This is a genomic window from Kocuria sp. APC 4018 (assembly GCF_030407675.1).
In the GTDB taxonomy this organism is placed as follows: domain Bacteria; phylum Actinomycetota; class Actinomycetes; order Actinomycetales; family Micrococcaceae; genus Kocuria; species Kocuria rhizophila.
This window is the reverse complement of record NZ_JASDCY010000030.1, coordinates 14,176-32,375: the sequence shown is the minus strand read 5'-3', so window position 1 is coordinate 32,375 and position 18,200 is coordinate 14,176. Positions and strand designations below refer to the sequence as shown.

At 70.8% G+C, this 18,200-nt stretch carries 13 protein-coding genes and 1 tRNA gene; 8 read left to right on the top strand and 6 right to left on the bottom strand.

Annotated elements, in window-relative coordinates:
• The 3 genes from QL985_RS07205 to QL985_RS07195 all read left to right on the top strand — a co-directional run.
• The coding region (locus QL985_RS07205) for a GNAT family N-acetyltransferase (protein WP_290147694.1) at positions 1 to 868 on the top strand (868 nt) is incomplete at its 5' end.
• Complete coding sequence (locus tag QL985_RS07200; protein ID WP_257744813.1) at positions 865 to 2,796, top strand: IucA/IucC family protein; 1,932 nt, start codon at positions 865 to 867, stop codon at positions 2,794 to 2,796. The genes QL985_RS07205 and QL985_RS07200, both read left to right, overlap by 4 nt.
• Positions 2,793 to 5,444 (top strand): GNAT family N-acetyltransferase, encoded by a 2,652-nt coding sequence (locus tag QL985_RS07195; RefSeq protein ID WP_290147693.1) that lies wholly within the window; start codon positions 2,793 to 2,795, stop codon positions 5,442 to 5,444. The genes QL985_RS07200 and QL985_RS07195 overlap by 4 nt, the downstream gene beginning before the upstream one ends.
• Positions 5,445 to 5,502: 58 nt before the next feature.
• Here QL985_RS07195 and QL985_RS07190 read toward each other — a convergent pair whose 3' ends face one another.
• The 3 genes from QL985_RS07190 to QL985_RS07180 form a co-directional block, all read right to left on the bottom strand.
• The gene (locus QL985_RS07190; RefSeq protein WP_039100538.1) at positions 5,503 to 5,889 is read right to left on the bottom strand and encodes a YciI family protein; all 387 of its coding nucleotides are present in this window, start codon (positions 5,887 to 5,889) and stop codon (positions 5,503 to 5,505) included.
• Positions 5,890 to 6,140: 251 nt separating this feature from the next.
• Positions 6,141 to 7,823: an energy-dependent translational throttle protein EttA gene (gene ettA, locus QL985_RS07185; RefSeq protein ID WP_059281354.1), complete on the bottom strand. Its 1,683-nt coding sequence runs from the start codon at positions 7,821 to 7,823 to the stop codon at positions 6,141 to 6,143.
• A gap of 215 nt (positions 7,824 to 8,038) precedes the next feature.
• Positions 8,039 to 8,710, bottom strand: coding sequence for a single-stranded DNA-binding protein (locus tag QL985_RS07180; RefSeq protein ID WP_039100536.1), 672 nt, complete (start codon positions 8,708 to 8,710; stop codon positions 8,039 to 8,041).
• Positions 8,711 to 8,947: 237 nt separating this feature from the next.
• Between QL985_RS07180 and QL985_RS07175 the strand changes: the two genes are divergently transcribed.
• From QL985_RS07175 to QL985_RS07155, 5 genes are all read left to right on the top strand, one after another.
• A tRNA-Arg gene (locus QL985_RS07175) sits at positions 8,948 to 9,020 on the top strand.
• Positions 9,021 to 9,904: 884 nt separating this feature from the next.
• On the top strand, positions 9,905 to 10,477 hold the full coding sequence (locus QL985_RS07170; RefSeq protein ID WP_052239175.1) for a hypothetical protein: 573 nt from the start codon (positions 9,905 to 9,907) through the stop codon (positions 10,475 to 10,477).
• A 674-nt stretch (positions 10,478 to 11,151) separates the two neighbouring features.
• Positions 11,152 to 11,916, top strand: coding sequence for a hypothetical protein (locus tag QL985_RS07165; RefSeq protein WP_259905424.1), 765 nt, complete (start codon positions 11,152 to 11,154; stop codon positions 11,914 to 11,916).
• On the top strand, positions 11,913 to 12,128 hold the full coding sequence (locus QL985_RS07160) for a hypothetical protein (RefSeq protein WP_201024640.1): 216 nt from the start codon (positions 11,913 to 11,915) through the stop codon (positions 12,126 to 12,128). Before QL985_RS07165 ends, QL985_RS07160 begins: the two co-directional genes overlap by 4 nt.
• A 434-nt stretch (positions 12,129 to 12,562) precedes the next feature.
• Positions 12,563 to 13,156 carry a DUF2231 domain-containing protein gene (locus QL985_RS07155; protein ID WP_039100522.1) on the top strand — a complete coding sequence of 198 codons (594 nt, stop codon included), beginning with the start codon at positions 12,563 to 12,565 and terminating at the stop codon, positions 13,154 to 13,156.
• Between the two features lie 55 nt (positions 13,157 to 13,211).
• Here QL985_RS07155 and QL985_RS07150 read toward each other — a convergent pair whose 3' ends face one another.
• The 3 genes from QL985_RS07150 to QL985_RS07140 are packed head-to-tail and all read right to left on the bottom strand — an operon-like array spanning position 13,212 to position 18,181.
• The gene (locus QL985_RS07150) at positions 13,212 to 13,679 is read right to left on the bottom strand and encodes a GNAT family N-acetyltransferase (protein WP_039100521.1); all 468 of its coding nucleotides are present in this window, start codon (positions 13,677 to 13,679) and stop codon (positions 13,212 to 13,214) included.
• Between the two features lie 56 nt (positions 13,680 to 13,735).
• Entirely contained in the window at positions 13,736 to 16,828 is a 3,093-nt protein-coding gene (locus tag QL985_RS07145; protein ID WP_235586644.1) for a bifunctional [glutamine synthetase] adenylyltransferase/[glutamine synthetase]-adenylyl-L-tyrosine phosphorylase, read from the bottom strand.
• 9 nt (positions 16,829 to 16,837) lie between these two features.
• The gene (locus QL985_RS07140) at positions 16,838 to 18,181 is read right to left on the bottom strand and encodes a glutamine synthetase family protein (RefSeq protein WP_019308999.1); all 1,344 of its coding nucleotides are present in this window, start codon (positions 18,179 to 18,181) and stop codon (positions 16,838 to 16,840) included.
• Positions 18,182 to 18,200: the final 19 nt, after the last annotated feature.

Sequence of the window (18,200 nt, the reverse complement as noted above, 5' to 3'; positions counted from 1 at the left end):
CTCCCGGTGGCACGACGGCGCCCTGACGCTCCACACGCAGGGGCGCACGTTCTCGCTGCGGCCGGTGGACGTGGATGCGGACCTGCCGCTGCTCCACGAGTGGCTCAGTGCGCCGCGCGCCCACGCGTGGGAACTCGTGGGCGCGTCCCCGGAGGAGGTGGCCCGCGAGTACCGCCGGATGGTGGCGGCTCCCGGTGAGGACGCCTGGCTCGTGAGCGAGCACGGCGAGCCGCTGGCCCTGCTCGAGACCTACGACCCCGCCCGCAGCCCGCTCGCTGCGGTCTGGCCCGTGCGCGACGGCGACGCCGGTCTGCACCTCTTCGTCGCTGCCTCCACCCGCCCGGTCCCCGGCACCACGCGCGCCGTGATGGCCGCGGCCCTCCGGTTCCTGTTCTCGGACCCGGCGGTGCAACGGGTGCTCGTGGAGCCGGACCTGCGCAACGAGAAGATCCGCGCGATCAACCGGTGGGCCGGGTTCCGGGAGGTGGGCGAGTGCCCGCTGCCGGGCAAGACGGCGTGCGTGAGCGTCGTCGACCGCGCGGACCCCGCACCCTGGAAGGACGGGGAGGACGACGCCGCCCGCGAGCGCCGCGCCGCCCCACCCTCCCAGGGCGACCACGTCAGGGACTCGCCCGCTCCCGGCGGCCCGCGCCCCACGGCCGCAGACGGCCGCGAGCCACGCGCTGCACCGCACTCCCCGGGCGTCAGAAACCCTGGAGCGGAGAATGCGCCCGCACCCAGCGGTCCCCGTCGCACGGCCGCCACCGCCCGGGACGGTTCAGCGCCGACCCCGCAGGATCGGACCACGCCCTCCACGGCAACCACCCGGCTGCCCGCCGAGCACCGCAGCACGGAGGTGACCCGATGACGGACCTCGGTCAGCGGCAGCACCCGACCGACGACACCCGGCGCACCGCACCGCACCCCACGCGGGCGCCCGGCCTGGACCGGGAGACGGCCCGTGCACTGCAGCGGGACGTGCTCGCCAAGATGTTCTCCGAGTTCAGCCACGAGCGGATGCTCACCCCCGAACCCTGCGGTGACGGGTGGACGGTGGCCGACGCCTCGGGCGCACCGCGCTGGTACTTCGAGGCCACCCGGCACCCGCTCGAGCACTGGGAGGTGGACCCGGACTCGGTGCGCCGCATCGACCCCGAGCACGCACCGGACCGTTACTTCTGTGAACGCGGTGGTGCGGCGTCGGCGACGCCGGTACCGGGCGTCGTCGTGCCCGCGGCCGCGGGCGGCCGGGAGACGGGCGGCGCCGCGCCGGACGCCCAGCAGGCAGTGCTGGACCTCAGGGACGTGCTGGGGCTCAGCGACGAGATGCTGCCGCTGTACCTGGAGGACCTCTCCGCGACCATGTTCTCGATGGCGCGGCGTCGTGCGGCTCCCGCGCCCACCGCGGCGCAGCTGGCCCACAGCGAGCTGCCCGAGGTGGAGCGTTTCCTGGACCGCGGGCACCCCGGGTTCGTCGCGAGCTCGGGCCGCGTGGGCCTGGGCGCCGCAGAGGCCGAGGCCTGGGCGCCGGAGGCCGCCGAGCCCACCCCGCTGACGTGGCTGGCCGCGCGCCGGTCCCTGTGCACCGTGTCCCTGGGCGTGGAGCTGGACCACGAGGAGCACGTGCGGCGCCACCTCACGGACGGTGAGCGCGAGCGCTTCCGGGCCGCGCTCCGCGACGCCGGTGAGAACCTGGACGACTACACCGTGATCCCCGTGCACCCGTGGCAGTGGGAGCACCGGATCCTGCCGGGGATGCTCCCGGACGTGCTGCGCCGGGACCTGGTGCTGCTGGGTGAGGGCGACCACCTCTGGCGGGCGCAGCAGTCCCTGCGCACGTTCCTGGACGTCACCGATCCGCGCCGGGACTATGCCAAGACCGCGATGGGCGTGCACAGCATGGGTTTCCTGCGGGGCCTGTCCCCCGCGTACATGCGCGCCATGCCAGCCATCAGCGACTGGCTGCACGCGATCACCCGGGAGGACGAGTTCCTCCGCGAGCGCGGCATCCGGGTGCTGCGGGAGCACGCCTCGGTGGGCTACACCGGGGACTCGCACCACCGCAGCGGGGTGCGCTCGGACTACACCAAGCAGCTGGCCGCGCTGTGGCGCGAGTCCCCGCTTCCCCTGCTGGCCCCGGACGAGCACGCCGCGAGCCTCGCCGGGGTGCTGCACACGGACCGTGCTGGGCGCCCGCTGGCCGGGGCGTGGATCGAGCGTTCGGGAGCCTCGTCCGAGGACTGGGTCCGGGCGCTGCTGGACGTGTACCTCGTGCCGGTGGCCCACCTGCTGCTGTCCCAGGACACGGCGATGATGCCCCACAGCGAGAACGTGATCCTGCGGCTGCGCGACGGCTTCCCCGTGGGGGCGTTCTGGAAGGACCTCGGCGAGGAGGTCGCCGTGCTCAGCAACCGTCCGCTACCCGAGGGCATCGAGCGCATCCGGGCCGTCACCGATCCCGAGGAGCGCGAACTCGCGGTCCACACGGACGTGCTCGACGGCGTGCTGCGCCACCTGGCCGTTCTGCTGCACACCACCGGAATCCTGGACGAGACGCAGTTCTGGGGGATCGCCGCCCAGTCCCTGGACGAACACCGCGAGCGGTTCCCCGAGCACTGGCGGGAGCTGGACCTGTTCCGGGAGAGCTTCGCGCACTCGTGCCTGAACCGGCTGCAGCTGCGCAACCCGCAGCGGATGGTGGACCTCACGAACCAGTCGGAGTCCCTGACCTATGCCGGCCGGCTGGAGAACCCGCTGGCCACGTTCCGCAACCACGCCCGAGGAGGAGTTCGATGATCAAGGGACAGGGATGGCGCGTCTTTCGCGATCCGGCCGGAGTGCCGCACGTCCAGGCCGATGACCTCACCGCGCTGGCCCGCGGCCACGGGTACGTCACCGGCCTGGACCGTGCGTGGCACGCCGAGGTGCTGCGCCACCGGGCCGAGGCCCGCTCCGCCGAGCTGCTGGGGCCGGACGCGTTCGACGCGGACGCGCTGAGCCTCGCCGCGGACGTGGTGGGCACCGCACGGCGCTGGTGGGAGGCGGCGTCGGCGGCTGACCGGGAGTTCTTCGCCACCTATGCGCGCGGGATCTCCGAGGCGCTCGCGCGGGTCTGGGCAGAGACCTCTGAGGTGCGCGAGGCGGGTCTGACCGAGGACCCCGTGCGCGCGTGGGATCCGTGGACGCCGATCGCCGTGCACCTGGACGCCCACCTGCTCACCGGCAGCCTCCCCGAGCAGCTGTGGCGACGCCGCGTGCGGCGCGTGCTCGGCGAGCAGTGGGTTCCCGTGCTGGATGCCGAGTCCCCCGCGGCCGCCGGCTCCAGTGCGTGGCTCGTCCCCGGGGAGCTGTCCATGAGCGGCGCACCGCTGCTCGCGGCGGATCCCCACCGGATCGTCGAGGAGTCCGGTCCCTACCAGCCCGTGTGCCTCTCCGCCCCGGGGCTCCGCGTGCGCGGTCTGGCCCTCGTGGGGCTGCCGGGTGTGCCGCACTTCGGGCGCACCGAGACCGCAGCGTGGGCCATCACCGCGGCCATGACCGTGACCGAGACCCTCACCGAGCTGTCCGTCGAGGCCCGGGACGGCACGTGGCACGTCACGGACACGGGCGAGCCGCTCGTCGCCCGCAGCACCGTGCTGCGCTCCCGTGACGGCGTGGAGCGCACCGTCACCGTGCGTTCCTGCGCAACAGGCTTCGTGCTGCCGGGCACCGACGCGGAGGAGTCCCTGCTCGACGACGCCGCCCCAGGCTCCACCGCGACCGTCACCGTGGTCTCCCACGCCCCCGTGCCGGATCCCTCCCGGGCGCTCGCCGCGTGCCGTGAGCTGCTCGGCGCGCGCACCGCGGACGACGTGGTGGCCGCGCAGTCCGGGTGGGCGGTGCCGTGCAACGACGTCCTCGCGGCGGACGCACACGGCGCGTGCCGTCACACGGTGGCCGGGGCGTTCCTCGGGGCCGCGGAACCGCCCCGGGCGCTGCACGGGATCACGGTGCGGGCGAACCAGCGCCCGTCGGACGCCGAGGGCTCGGCGGCCCGACTCGCGTGCGCCTCCCCGCATCGCGCGGACCGGGCCACCGCCCTGCTGGACGCCGCCGTAGCCGAGCACGGGGTCGTGCGCCACGAAGACCTGCTGGCCGCGCAGCTGGACACCGCCGCACCGCACTGGCCGCGGCTGCTGCGGAGTCTGTTCGTCGAGCCGGTGCGGTCCACGGAGGGGACGTCCGCCGAGGACTCGCCCGGTGCGGCCCGCCCCGGTGCGCCCGGGCGACGGCTGTCCCACACGGCCTCCTGGGTGCGCGCCCGACTGCTCGCGTGGGACGGGGACATGTCCACCGGCTCCACGACGGCCTCGTGGTTCGCGGTGTGGCGCGACGCGTTCGTGCAGGAGCTCGTGGCGAGCACCGACCTGTCCGCGCTCTCGGCGCCCTCGGGCATGCCCGCCCTGTGGGATCCGTTCCTGCACGGCACCGGGCGCGTGGGGCTCGCCGTGGAGAACATCGTGCGCCGAGCGCCGGCCCTGGGTTTGGACGTCACCGGGTGCGCGCTGGCCGCCGTGGAACGGGTGGCCGAGGAGCACCTCGGGCCCGCCGGATCCGTGCTGCCGCCGTGGGGAACCCTGCACGCGTTCACCCCGTGGCTCGCGGCCGGCACCCTGCCCGGCACGGGCCCCGCGTGCCTGCGCGTGCCCGCGGCCCGGGTGCTGTGGGACCTCGCCGACCCGGCGGCGTCGTGGTGGATCACCCCCGATCCCGTGGACCGCGGCCGGCTGGACGAGGCGCCCGTGCACCGCTGGGCGCGCGGCGAGACGGACCAGGCGCTGCCGTTCGTGCCCGCGGGCGCCGTGGGCACTACGGGCGGCGTGATCGACCTGGGCACCCTCCCCGGGAGTTCACAGAACACAGCGGGCCACGCTTCTGGACCTCACGCACGGCTGCGCCCCGTGGATCCCGCGCACGACGCCGCCGTGATCCACGAGTGGGTCAGCACACCCCGCGCGCGCTTCTGGGGCATGACCGGGCTCAGCCGTGAGCAGGTCGAGGAGGTCTACGCGCACCTGGCCGACTCCCCCACCCACCACGCGTGGCTCCTGGAGCTCGACGGCGCCCCCGCCGGGATCTTCCAGACCTACGAGCCGCACGCCGATCCCGTGGGTGCCGCCTACCGGGTGGAGCCCGGGGACCTCGGGGTCCACGTGCTGCTGGCTCCCACGGAGCACCGCACTCCCGGGCTCACCGGGGCGTTCGGACGGCGCGTGCTCGAGCAGATCGCCCGCCACGGCACCGCGCGGCGCATCGTGGCCGAGCCGGACGTCTCCAACGACCGCGCCCTCACCCGGCTGGAGGCCACCGGCTTCGAGCTCGGCCCCGCCATCGACCTGCCGGGCAAGACCGGGCGGCTCGCGTTCCTGCGGCTGGACGGAGCGGCCACCCGCGCCCAGGGCTGACGACGCCGCCCGCGCTTGCCCGGGGCTGCCGGTCACCCGGCCGGCCCCGGGGGCGTCCTCAGGCCCCGGGGCCCGGGGACATGACCGGACGCAGCTCCACCGTGTCCCCGGGGCACGAGAACGCGGCCGCGATCTGCTCGGCGCGCTCACGGGAGGCGACATCAATCACGAAGAAGCCCGCGAGGTGCTCCTCCGCACGGGCGTACGGCCCCTCGGTGGCCACGGGCTCACCGCGGTGCACGTAGACGCGGGCTGCGGCAGGGTCTGCCAGGGGGCACGCGAACACGATCTCCCCGTTCGCCTGGGCCTCCCCGACCACACGGTCCCACGTGGCGCCGAGCGCGTCCTGCTGCTCCCGGGGCAGGGCCTGGTACTCGCGTGTGTGCTCGCTCGTGGGGTGCGCCCACGGCTGGGGGTTCGAGTGGATCAGGATGACGAACTTCACGGTGGTGCTCCTCTGATCAGCTGGGCGCGCACCAACGTGGACGCGGGTGCTGCGCCTCCAGTGTTCCAGGTCACCGCGGGAGGTGCACGGAACCGCGCGCCTCATGGGCCCCCGTGAACGCACCCTCAACTCGTCTCACGACACGATCCCCGCAACTCCCTGGCATGCAGGGTGCTGCGGGGATCGCTGGAACCCACCGTGGTGCGGGCGGTGACCGGCGGCGTCGTCGTGCGGTGGACCGGGCGAAGCCGTCAGTCGCGCGTGAGGCGACGGTGCGTGAGGCGCTTGGGACGCGCGGCCTCGGCGCCCAGACGCTCCACCTTGTTCTCCTCGTACGCCTCGAAGTTGCCCTCGAACCAGTACCAGTTGTCCGGGTTCTCCTCGGTGCCCTCCCACGCGAGAATGTGGGTGGCCACGCGGTCCAGGAACCACCGGTCGTGGGAGACCACTACGGCGCAGCCGGGGAACTCGAGCAGGGCGTTCTCGAGCGAGCCGAGGGTCTCCACGTCGAGGTCGTTGGTGGGCTCGTCCAGCAGCAGCAGGTTGCCGCCCTGCTTCAGCGTCAGGGCCAGGTTCAGGCGGTTGCGCTCACCGCCGGAGAGCACACCGGCCTTCTTCTGCTGGTCCGGGCCCTTGAAACCGAAGGCGGAGACGTACGCGCGGGACGGCATCTCCACCTTGCCCACGTTGATGTAGTCCAGCCCGTCCGAGACGACCTCCCAGAGGGTCTTCTCCGGATCCAGGTTGGCGCGGCCCTGGTCCACGTAGGAGATCTGCACGGAGTCGCCCACCTTGAGCTCGCCGCCGTCCAGCTCTTCAAGGCCCACGATGGTCTTGAACAGCGTGGACTTGCCCACGCCGTTAGGGCCGATCACGCCCACGATGCCGTTGCGCGGCAACGAGAACGAGAGGCCGTCGATGAGGGAGCGGTCGCCGAAGCCCTTCTTGAGGTCCGTGGCCTCGATCACCTGGTTGCCCAGGCGCGGTCCCGGCGGGATCTGGATCTCCTCGAAGTCCAGCTTCCGGGTCTTCTCGGCCTCGGCCGCCATCTCCTCGTAGCGGGCCAGACGGGACTTGGACTTGGTCTGACGGCCCTTGGCGTTGGAACGCACCCACTCGAGCTCGTCCTTGAGGCGCTTGGCCTGCTTGGCGTCCTTCTTGCCCTGGACCTCCATGCGCTTGGCCTTGGTGTCCAGGTAGGTGGAGTAGTTGCCCTCGTACGGGTACAGGCGGCCGCGGTCCACCTCGCAGATCCACTCGGCCACGTGGTCCAGGAAGTACCGGTCGTGGGTCACGGCCAGCACGGCACCGGGGTAGCTCGCGAGGTGCTGCTCGAGCCACAGCACGGACTCGGCGTCCAGGTGGTTGGTGGGCTCGTCCAGCAACAGAAGGTCCGGCTTCTCCAGCAGCAGCTTGCACAGCGCCACGCGGCGGCGCTCACCACCGGAGAGCACCTTGACGTCCGCGTCCGGCGGGGGGCAGCGCAGGGCGTCCATCGCCTGCTCGAGCTGCGAGTCGAGATCCCACGCGTTCGCGGCGTCGATCTCCTCCTGCAGCTTGCCCATCTCCTCCATGAGGGCGTCGAATTCGGCGTCCGGCTCGGCCATCTCCGCGGAGATCTCGTTGAAGCGGTCGAGCTTGGACTTGATCTCGCCCACGCCCTCCTCCACGTTGCCGAGGACCGTCTTCTCCTCGTTCAACGGGGGCTCCTGCAGCAGGATGCCCACGGAGTAGCCGGGGCTCAGCCGGGCCTCACCGTTGGAGGGCTGGTCCAGCCCCGCCATGATCTTCAGGATGGTCGACTTGCCCGCGCCGTTCGGGCCCACGACGCCGATCTTGGCGCCCGGGAAGAACGACATGGTGACGTCGTCCAGGATGACCTTGTCGCCCACCTTCTTGCGGGCCTTGTTCATGGTGTAGATAAATTCCGCCATGCCCTCCAGGCTACCGCGCCGCCGTGCCCCCGCGAGCCACGATCCCCGCAGGGGCTGCGGCGGTGTGGCCGGTGCCACGGACCCGGCCGGAGGCGCCCCGCTCATGCCCGGGACACCCCCGTGGACCTCGCGGCGGATCAGCCACACGCCCACCCCGCGGTCCGGCCACCTCACGCGCCAGAGCAACCGGGGGTGTCCACGGTTTCGGTGGTCCGTCAGGAGACTGCGGAGGCAGGCTCTCTGTCCTCGGGCTCCGAGAGCTCCGCCTCGGTGTTCCCACCGCCGGCGTCGCCGTTCCGGTCGCCCAGACCGTCGAAGGTGTGGTCGTCCTCGTCCACGGCGATGACCGCGCCCGAGGTCACGTCCACGAAGCCGTTCTCCGCCAGACCCAGTGACTGCGCATCGCGGAACCGCTCGCCGTGCTCGGTTCCGGAGTCGTGGTGGGCGACGCCGCCCGTGCCGTCCCCGGCGCGGTCGTCCTCCTCGTCCCGGGCCTGTGTGCCCTCGGTCTGCTCGGGGCGCTGGGACCGCCCACCCGAGCGGGAGAAGTTGGCGGTGCCGAAGCTCAGGTCGTGGCCCACCGCAGCCGCGTCCACCTGCACGACGGTGCGGGGCCCTGTCTCCGACTGCCACTCGTTGATGCCGAGCTTGCCCGTGACCACCACGGGGTGCCCGCGCCGCACACTGGCCATCACGTGCATGGCCAGGGAGCGGAAGCACCGGACGGTGTACCAGTTGGTGGTGCCGTCCTGCCACGTGTTGCTGGCGGCGTCGAAGCGCCGGGTGGTGGTGGCCAGGCGGAACCTGGCCACCATAGTGCCGTCCTCGAACAGCCGCGACTCCGGGTCCTTGCCCACGAATCCGCGCAGGGTGACGTGCTCGCTCATGAGGTGCTCCTCGTCTCGTGACCTACCGGGAGCATCCCCCGGTGTGGTCGGTGAACCCCGGTACGGGGTGCTCCCACTGTCCGGTGCACCGGGGCCGCCGCGAGCGCTGCGCGACGCCTCTGGGGAGACCCCACGGCCGAGTGGCGTCGTCGTCAGGACTGTGCAGGGCGCACCGCACGCGAGTGCGCGGCGGGCACCCGCCGCGTTGCTAAACTGGATGATCGCTGCGCGCGGCACGCCCCAGTAGCTCAGTGGATAGAGCAGGAGCCTTCTAATCTCTTGGTCGGGGGTTCGACTCCCTCCTGGGGCACAACAAAACGCCTAGTCAGAGAATGGTGCAATCGGTCTCGTTGACACGGCCCTATGCTCAGGACGATGGCGAGCATCCGAGAGCGCGTGCGCAAAGAAGGCACGACCGGGTGGGCGGTGCTCTGGCGTGATGCCGACAGCGAGCGCCTCGCTCCCCGCCAGATGGACTCGTCAGGATGATCCCGTGAACACGTCAGCAACCCCCCGCCGATCATGTAGCGGCGGAGGAACAGCAACGGCTGGCCCTACCGAGACCTCGAGGGCCGCTCCCCCGCCGGCACCGGACTCAACAAGTCCCGGTGAGGCGAGCTCGCACGCGACGAGGTGAAGACGTTCAGCGGAGACCAGCTCCGCGGCGACGCTGTCGCACTCGGCCTACCGCAGCACGTTGTGGGCCGCGCAGCTCTGGCCTCCATGGGTCTCACCGCAGACACCAGCTCCGATCGGGTACCCAAGGACGCTGTTCGCGCCGAGTACCACCTCGCGGACCACGACTGCGGGCTCCTCCTCGCGGTCGTCCGTGCCATGCGAACGGCGAGCACCCATGAACACGACGACAGAGAACACGAGCAGGACCCGAGCACGGAAGCGCGCCGGGAAAAGCCCGGCGCACGATGACGACGTGTTGTTTGACGGTGCGCCCGGTCACCTGAAATGGCCTCTGATGTGGCGCGTGCAGCGCACAACTCCCCCAGCTACGCCGGGCCATGCGGGACGCACAGGATGCTGACGCGGACGCAGACCGGCGGGGCCTGACCCACTCGCGACACGATGTGACGCCGACCACCGGCAGCACGAGGGCCCCGGTAGGTTTGTGCGCACGCACTCGTTTGCTATTGCATGAACGATCCGCCACGCACATCACATCACATCAGGGAGAACACCATGAGCACCCCCGTCAACGGTCCCGGCCCCGAGGGCCAGCCGGAGAACCACCAGCCGCAAAATGGCTACCCCCATCAGGGCGGTCAGCCCTACGGCCAGCAGGGCTACTACCAGGAGCCGCCGAAGAAGAAGCGGAAGAAGTGGCCGTGGATCGTGGGCGGCATCGTTCTGCTGCTGATCCTGCTCTTCGCCGGCTGCGCCACGCTGATCGGTGGCGCGGCGAAGACGGTGAACGATTCCATCCAGTCCAGCACTCCGAGCGAGTCGGCAGAGGGCGGGAGCAGTGACGGGGCCGCGAGCGGGAAGGACCAGCTGCAAGTCGCTGCTACGGCCTCGGAGTCCGCGACTGCGTCCTACGGTGCCGGTGGATCCATGAGCACTGCCGAGATTGGTACGACCTGGACCGAGACCGTGAGCGCCAAGAGCTCGGACTTCTTCACGGTCACCGTGCAGGACAAGTCCGGCTCGGCTGACGCGAAGGTGACCTGCAAGCTCACGCGTGACGGCAAGAAGGTCCAGGAGAACACCGCGACCGGCGCCTACTCGATCGCCACCTGCACCGACACGCCGTAGTCAGCGCGCACTGCCAGCACCACGCATGGGGCGGGGCCCGGGATCATCCCAGGCCCCGCCCCATGCGTATCCTCGCTCACAACGACAATCGCATGGCTGTTCGGCCCCTGGGTAGTCACCGACGAACGCGTCATCGAGGTCACCCGCATGCCCCTGTGGCACCTCAGTGGATCCGCCGATGGTCGGCAGATCTGGCTGGCCTAGCACCTCACGGCCGTCGAAGCCCGCTGCACCCTCACCCAGGAACTCATCCACCTCGCCCGCGGTCACAACCGGCATGAGCCGCCCCCCGTCGAGGACCAAGTACGCGCGGACACCGCGCCTCTGCTTACCCCCTGGGCGGCCGTCACCGCGCATGCCGGCTCACAGCTAGGCTCGTGGCATCTCGCCCAAGAGCTCGGCGTCACGGAACGCGCGCTCGCTGACCGCCTGCAGCGCGCGAGCACCGCGGAGATCGCGGAGTCAAGGGGTGATATGTCTTAGCCGCTGAGGAAGTACCCCGGGTGTGGGGGTAGCTTGGATCTATGGCCAACTTGTCGACTGATGCCGTACCCCTGACACCGGGTCCGAGGTACACACCTTGCCCCTGGAGTAAGGCCAAACTCAAGGCGCTGGGGAAGTCCATCCGAGACTCCACAGAGGTGCCCGCGGGGGTCCCAACTTACGTAGAAGTCATGGCCTGGTACAACAGACTGGTGGGTGAAGCCCAGCGGTTCTTGATTGCCTCTGACTGGGAGCCCCTTCTAGGCCCCCAGCATCCCTCGATCACCGGTCGATTCAAGACTGAAGAAACGTTGCGGGACAAGCTGCAGCGGCAGCCTGACTACAAGTTGCCCAGCATCCAAGATGTCGCTGGGGTCCGGTTCGAGGCTGACATGAGACTTGATCAGCAGGACGCCGTGGTCCAGTCGATCGTGGCGCATAATCTGGATGGTGGTGTGCCTGCCGAAGTGCTTGATCGTAGGAGCGGGGATCATGCCGGGTACCGGGCGGTGCATGTAATCCTGCGTCCACCAGGGGCCTGTCCGATCGAAGTACAAGTTAGAACCTCTCTCCAGGGTCGCTGGGCGAACCTTTACGAGACTCTGGCGGACAAGGTGGGTCGGGAGATCCGGTACGGGGGCATCCCTCGAGACAAACATCTGGCTCAGATCGTCCAGCTCGTGGAAGAGATCTCTGTCGACTTGATCGCTCGGTACGAAGCGCAGCAAGTCAAACTCTTCACCCAGATGACACGGGTCGAACGACTGCAGAACCCCGCCAAACTTGAAGTAGCCGCCGACCTCGAAGGAATCGAACGGCATCTCGGAGAGCTCGGCGCGAAGGTGGAGCACCACCTCGAGTGGGTGCGCCAGCGGCTAGTTGAGGCGATCCCAAGTCGGGATTGGTCTATGGTGGACAAGCACACGAAAGGACCCACAACATGCCTGGATTCGTGATCCAGTACAGCCGCAGTACTGGCAACTGTAGGGTGACGCCCTACCTCCAAGACAACGGTGCCGACCTTGCCTTCGAGGATCGCATGTCCCGAGAGGCGACGAACAGGGATCCCGATGTCGAGATCGTCTCCGTCATCGCGCCGTCCTTGGACGACGTTCGGCGCACTCATGCCCGGTACTTTGTCAGGGAGAACTACGCGAAAGTCGCGTGAACCAAGATGTGAGGCCTGCAAGGAGGGGTGCTGCTACGGCAATACCGCTCCTCTCGCTTTGGGCGGCTACCGGCCCGTCACAGTTTCGAGCGCAGGCGTGTTGACCGCGTCAACGAGCCCGGTGCCTCGGCCCGTATCGGGTTAGCCGCGTTCCGCGTCGTTCCGAGCCGTACCGTCAAGGGACACGCGCGGACGGCGTTTTCGACTCCCTGCTGGGGCACCACGAAACGCCTGGTCAGAGCATGGTGGAATCGGTCTCGTTGACACGGGCCATCCTCGTGGCCCACCCCCCCTGTGTTCGCTCATGTGTCGAGACTCGGGAAACACACCGACGCAGGGCGGTGGTGGCCACGCACAGCATCCACAGGGGTGGAGCACTACGATCCTGACAGTGCCAAGATGGCCTCACACCGTCAGCGACGAGAGGTTCTGCCATGACCACCTCACAGCACGTTCACACCTCTGCCACCCCGGAGAGCTTTCTCACCCCGGCCGTACGCGCCCTCGAGAACGCGCGGGCCCTGGACCCGGTGGTCCGCGCCGCGGACGTCCTCTCCACGGTGGCCACGGTCAACGAGGGCGTCCGCGAACTGCTGCGGGGCAAGCGCCTGGGGCACGCGCTGCACCCGCTGCTCATCGAAGTCCCCATGGGCACGTGGCTGAGCGCGCTCGCCCTGGACGTTCTGGGCGGGCCGGACGAGCGCCGCGCGGCGCGGCTGCTCACGGGTGTCGGCGTGCTGTCTGCGGTGCCCTCCGCGCTCACCGGGTGGGCCGAGTACTCCGGGCTCCAGCAGCGCGACCGGCGCGTGACCGTGGTCCACGCCGGCGCCAACGGCGTCGCCACCGGGCTGCAGGCCGGCTCGTGGCTCGCTCGACGCTCCGGGCGCCACGGCATGGGGCGTGTGCTCGCCGTGGGGGCCATGTCCGCAGCGGGTCTCGGCGGGTACCTGGGCGGTCACCTCTCGGTGTCGCGCCAGGTGGGTTCGCGGGACGTCGCCTTCCAGGACGGTACCAACGGCCGCCTCTGAGACCGGAATGACTCGCCGGCAGGCGTGACGCCTCCTGGAACGACCCCGGGACCCGTCACCCGAGGCGCCGGGTGAAGAAGACGCGGTCGAACCCCTCGTGACGGTGCCGACCGGTCTCGCGGTACCCGTGGCGCGGGTAGAACCGCAGGTTCTCGGTCATCGCCGCGTTCGTGTAGAGGCGCAGCTCGTCCAGCCCGAGGGAGCGCGCCTGCGCGTCGGCGTGCTCCAGCAGTCTCCGCCCCACTCCGCAACCCTGGGTCTCGGGGGCCACGGCCACGTTGTCCACGAGCAGGTGGTGCTGCTGCGCCACCGTGACGAGGACCCCGACCACCTCCCCGCTCGCCACCGCCACGGTCACCCGCCCCCGCGCCACGAGGCCACCGTAATTCGCGGTCAGTGGTGCCGGTTCCCGGTCCATGCGCGAGATGTACGGGGCATAGGCGGCCGACACGAGCGCAGCAATCGCACCCACGTCCTCCGCGCGGGCCGGGCGCAGGACCACGCGGTCAGTGCCACGGCTCATGCGAGTCCTCATCCCCGACGCCCGCCCCGGTGGGGTCCGTGCGGCGGCGTCGTCCCTCAGCGGCCGTAGAACAGCCGCTCGAACACCGAACGCGACTGCCGGGTGATCCGCAGGTAGTCCTCCTCCAGCTGGGTGGCGGAACCGGGCTCGTACCCGATCCACCGCGCCACGGCCTCGAGGTCGGCGCGCCGCGACGGCACGGAGTCCGAGGCGCGGCCCGAGCGCAGCACGTTGCCGTTGCGGATGTCCGTGGCGAGCTTCCACGCGTGCTCCAGGATCGAGGCGTCCTCGGGCCCCACGAGCTCCGCCGCGACCGCCGCGTGCAGTGCGGGAAGCGTGGACGTGGTGCGCAGCTCCGGGACTTCGTGACCGTGCCGCAGCTGCAGCAGCTGCACGAGCCACTCCACGTCCGAGAGCCCGCCGCGGCCGAGCTTGACCTGCCGCAGGGGGTCCGCGCCGCGGGGCATGCGCTCGCTCTCCACCCGGGCCTTCATGCGTCGGATGTCCACGAGCTGACGGTCCGTGAACTCGGCCGGGTAGCGGTGGCGATCCACCACGCGGAAGAACGCGCGGGCCACGTCCTCGGAACCGGCCATGAACCGGGCGCGGGTGAGGGCCTGGAACTCCCAGGTCTCGCCCCATCGCTCGTAGTACTCCGCGTAGGAGGCCACCGAGCGCACCTTCGCGCCCGAGCGTCCCTCCGGACGCAGGTCGTTGTCGATCTCCAGCACCCGTTCGGCCTGGATGGGCGGCGTGCACGGCTGCTTGAGCAGCTTGACCATGCGGTTCAGCACGGCCTCCGCCGCGGTCTGCGCCTCCCCCGCGTCCGCCCCCTCGACGGGCTCGTAGGCGTACACCACGTCCGCGTCCGAGCCGAAGCCGATCTCCCGCCCGCCCTGGCGGCCCATGGCCACCACCAGCAGCTTTGCGGGCAGCTCGCCCTCGTGCTCGGCCTCGTACTCCTTCTGGGCCAGGTGCAGCGCGGCCATCACGGTGGCCTGGTCCACGTCGGAGAGTCCCGCCACCGTGGTCTCCACGTCGGCGACGCCGCTCGTGTCCGCGAGCGCGATCCGCAGCTGTTCGCGCCGCCGGATCTGCCGAATCGCCCGGATGGCCTCGTCCGGATCCCGGTGCCGTGTGAGCTGCGAGCGCATCTCCACCCCCAGGTCCTCCAGGCTGCGGGTGGCCAGCAGGGAGTCGTCCCCCAGCCAGGCGGTGGACTCCGGGGAGACCTCCAGCAGGTCGGAGACGTAGCGGGAGCTGGAGAGGATGCTGCACAGCCGTTCTGCGGCGGCGTTGGAGTCCCGCAGCAGGCGCAGGAACCACGGGGTGGTGCCCAGGGACTCGCACACCCGGCGCAGGTTCAGCAGACCGGCGTCCGGGTCCACGCCCTCGGCGAGCCAGTCGAGCAGGACCGGCAGCAGGGTCCGCAGGATCTCGGCCCGCCGGCTGACACCACGGGACAGCGCCTCGATGTGCCGCATCGCGGCCCGGGTGTCCTGGTAGCCCAGCGCCGCCAGGCGGTCCCGTGCGGAGTCCGTGGTGAGCGTGGTGTCCGCCGGGGCGTTGGCGAGCGCCGCGAGCATCGGGCGGTAGAAGATCCGCTCGTGCATCGAGCGCACGCTGCGCTTGAGCCCCGACCACCGCTCCACGAGCTTGGCCGCGGTGGGGTGGCTGCCCTCCGTGGCGCCGTCGATCGAGCGGGCGATCACCGCCAGCTCCCGCTCGTCGCGGGGCATCAGGTGGGTGCGGCGCAGCCGGAAGAGCTGGATCCGGTGCTCCAGCAGCCGCAGCCACCGGTAGTTGCGCCCGAACTCCTCGGCGTCCTTGCGCCCGATGTACCCGCCCGAGGACAGTGCCGCGAGCGAGTCCGTGGTGGCGCGCGTCCGCACTGTCTCGTCGCCTCGACCGTGCACGAGCTGCAGCAGCTGCACCGTGAACTCCACGTCCCGCAGCCCGCCGGGCCCGAGCTTGATCTGGCGGTCCCGGTCCGCCTCGGGGATGTTCTCCGTGACGCGGCGTCGCATGGCCTGCACGGACTCCACGAAGCCCTCGCACTCCGCGGAGGACCAGATGAAGGGGGCGATCGCGTCCTCATAGCGCTCCCCCAGCTCACGGTCCCCGGCCACGCACCGGGCCTTGAGCAGGGCCTGGAACTCCCAGGACTTCGCCCACCGTTTGTAGTAGCGCACGTGGGAGTCCAGTGTGCGCACCAGCGGCCCGTCCTTGCCCTCGGGGCGCAGGTTCGCGTCCACCTCCCACAGGGCGGGTTCCGGACCGGTGGCCATCATGGCCTGGGCCAGCTGGTGCGCGAGCTCCGTGGCGATCTCGGTGGCCGTGTTCTCGTCGGGCACCTCTCCGGACTCCGCCGCGCGGGTCTCCATGACGTGCACGACGTCCACGTCCGAGATGTAGTTCAGCTCGCGCGCGCCGCACTTGCCCATGCCGATCACGGCCAGACGCACCTGCTCCACCAGCGCGGGGTCCCAGCGCTCGTGGGCCTGGGCACGGGCCACGGCCAGTCCCGCCTCGAGCGCTGCCCCCGCCAGGTCCGCGAGCTGGCGGCCCACGGCGGGCATGTACGCCACCGGGTCCAGGGCGCCCACGTCCCGGATGGCCACCCGCGCCAGACCCCGGCGGTAGGCCACGCGCAGCGCCTTCTGCGCCTCCTGGCCCGTTACGGTGGCCACGGGTGTCCCCGCGTCCGGATCCGCGCCCACGGACCCGAGCAGCTCTCTGCGCAGTGCGTCCGGCTGCTCTGCGCCCGGCTGGTCCTCGGGGCGGATGTCCAGCAGGTCGAGGTTCTCGGGAGCGCGCAGCAGGAACTCACCGAGCGCCTCGGAGGCCCCCAGCAGCCGGAACATCGTCTCGGAGTCCGCGGGATCCCCGGTCACGCGCCGCGCCACCTCCGGGTGCTGCTCGATCAGCCGCACGATCAGCTGCAGCGCCACGTCCGGCGACGCCGCGTGGGCCAGCCCCTCGAGCAGCCGCGGCAGGTCCACGGCGTCGAGCTCTGGGAAGCCCAGCCACCGCCGCGCGTTGGTCACGTCCGCGAAGCCCACGCCGATCAGCTGCTTCGCGGAGATCGTCTCCGCGCACTCCTTGGCCGTGGCGCCCTGTCCCGCGGTTCCCCCGCTCCCGGTGCTCACTGCCGGCGCCTACAGGATGCCCAGGTTGGTGCGCAGCTCGTACGGGGAGACCTCCTGGCGGTACTGGTCCCAGTCGCGGCGCTTGTTGCGCAGGAAGTACTCGAAGACCTGCTCCCCCAGCAGCTCGGCCATGAACTCGGACTCCTCGGTGAGCCCGATGGCATCGTGCAGGCTGGACGGCAGGGGTTTGTGTCCCACGGCCCGGCGCTCGGCGCTGCTCATGGAGAAGACGTCGTCCATCTCCACGGGCGGCAGCTCGTACTCGTTCTCGATCCCCTTGAGCCCCGCGCCGATGAGCGCGGCGTAGGAGAGGTACGGGTTGGTGGCGGAGTCGATGCCGCGGTACTCGATCCGCGAGGACTGCACCTTGTCCGGCTTGTAGAGGGGCACGCGCACCAGCGCGGAACGGTTGTTGTGGCCCCAGGACATGTAGGACGGCGCCTCGTCCCCGGCCCACAGCCGCTTGTACGAGTTCACGAACTGGTTGGTCACGGAGGTGAACTCCGGCGCGTGGCGCAGCAGTCCGGCGATGAAGTGGCGGCCGGTGTCCGAGAGCCGGAACTCCGCCCCGGCTTCGTAGAAGGCGTTGGTGTCCCCCTCGAACAGGGAGAAGTGCGTGTGCATGCCGGAGCCGGGGTGGCGGGAGAACGGCTTGGGCATGAACGTGGCGTAGCTGCCCTGGGACAGTGCCACCTCCCGGACCACGGTGCGGAAGGTCATGATGTTGTCCGCGGTCTGCAGGGCGTCCGCGTAGCGCAGGTCGATCTCGTTCTGTCCCGGCCCGGCCTCGTGGTGGGAGAACTCCACGGAGATCCCCACGGCCTCCAGCATGCTCACCGCCCGGCGCCGGAAGTCCTGGACCACGCCGCCGGGGACGTGGTCGAAGTAGCCCTCGTAGTCCACGGGCACGGGCTCCCCCGTGCGGGGGTCCAGCTCCGGGGAGCGCAGCAGGTAGAACTCGATCTCCGGCGCGGTGTAGCACGTGAACCCCATGTCGGAGGCCTTGGCGAGCACCCGCTTGAGCACGCCCCGGGGATCCGCGGCGGAGGGCTCACCGTCCGGGGTCTTGAGATCGCAGAACATGCGGGACGTGGGCTCGTCCTCGCCGCGCCACGGCAGCAGCTGGAACGTGGAGGGGTCCGGCTGCAGCAGCATGTCCGACTCGAACACCCGGGACAGTCCCTCGATCGAGGAGCCGTCGAAGCCGAGACCTTCCTCGAACGCGGACTCCACCTCCGCCGGGGCCAGCGCGATGGACTTCAGGGTGCCCACGACGTCCGTGAACCAGAGCCGCACGAAGCGCACGTCCCGGTCCTCGATGGTGCGGAGAACGAATTCCTGCTGACGGTCCATGGGTCCACCTCGGATTCCT

What these genes read in the sequence shown, in the direction of transcription:
- QL985_RS07195 (WP_290147693.1), top strand. Translation starts at nt 2,793, where the DNA reads ATGATCAAGGGACAGGGATGGCGCGTCTTTCGCGATCCGGCCGGAGTG.
- QL985_RS07180 (WP_039100536.1), bottom strand. Translation starts at nt 8,710, where the DNA reads ATGAGCGAGCACGTCACCCTGCGCGGATTCGTGGGCAAGGACCCGGAG.
- QL985_RS07200 (WP_257744813.1), top strand. Translation starts at nt 865, where the DNA reads ATGACGGACCTCGGTCAGCGGCAGCACCCGACCGACGACACCCGGCGC.
- QL985_RS07150 (WP_039100521.1), bottom strand. Translation starts at nt 13,679, where the DNA reads ATGAGCCGTGGCACTGACCGCGTGGTCCTGCGCCCGGCCCGCGCGGAG.
- QL985_RS07170 (WP_052239175.1), top strand. Translation starts at nt 9,905, where the DNA reads ATGAGCACCCCCGTCAACGGTCCCGGCCCCGAGGGCCAGCCGGAGAAC.
- QL985_RS07165 (WP_259905424.1), top strand. Translation starts at nt 11,152, where the DNA reads ATGGCCTGGTACAACAGACTGGTGGGTGAAGCCCAGCGGTTCTTGATT.
- QL985_RS07155 (WP_039100522.1), top strand. Translation starts at nt 12,563, where the DNA reads ATGACCACCTCACAGCACGTTCACACCTCTGCCACCCCGGAGAGCTTT.
- ettA (WP_059281354.1), bottom strand. Translation starts at nt 7,823, where the DNA reads ATGGCGGAATTTATCTACACCATGAACAAGGCCCGCAAGAAGGTGGGC.
- QL985_RS07140 (WP_019308999.1), bottom strand. Translation starts at nt 18,181, where the DNA reads ATGGACCGTCAGCAGGAATTCGTTCTCCGCACCATCGAGGACCGGGAC.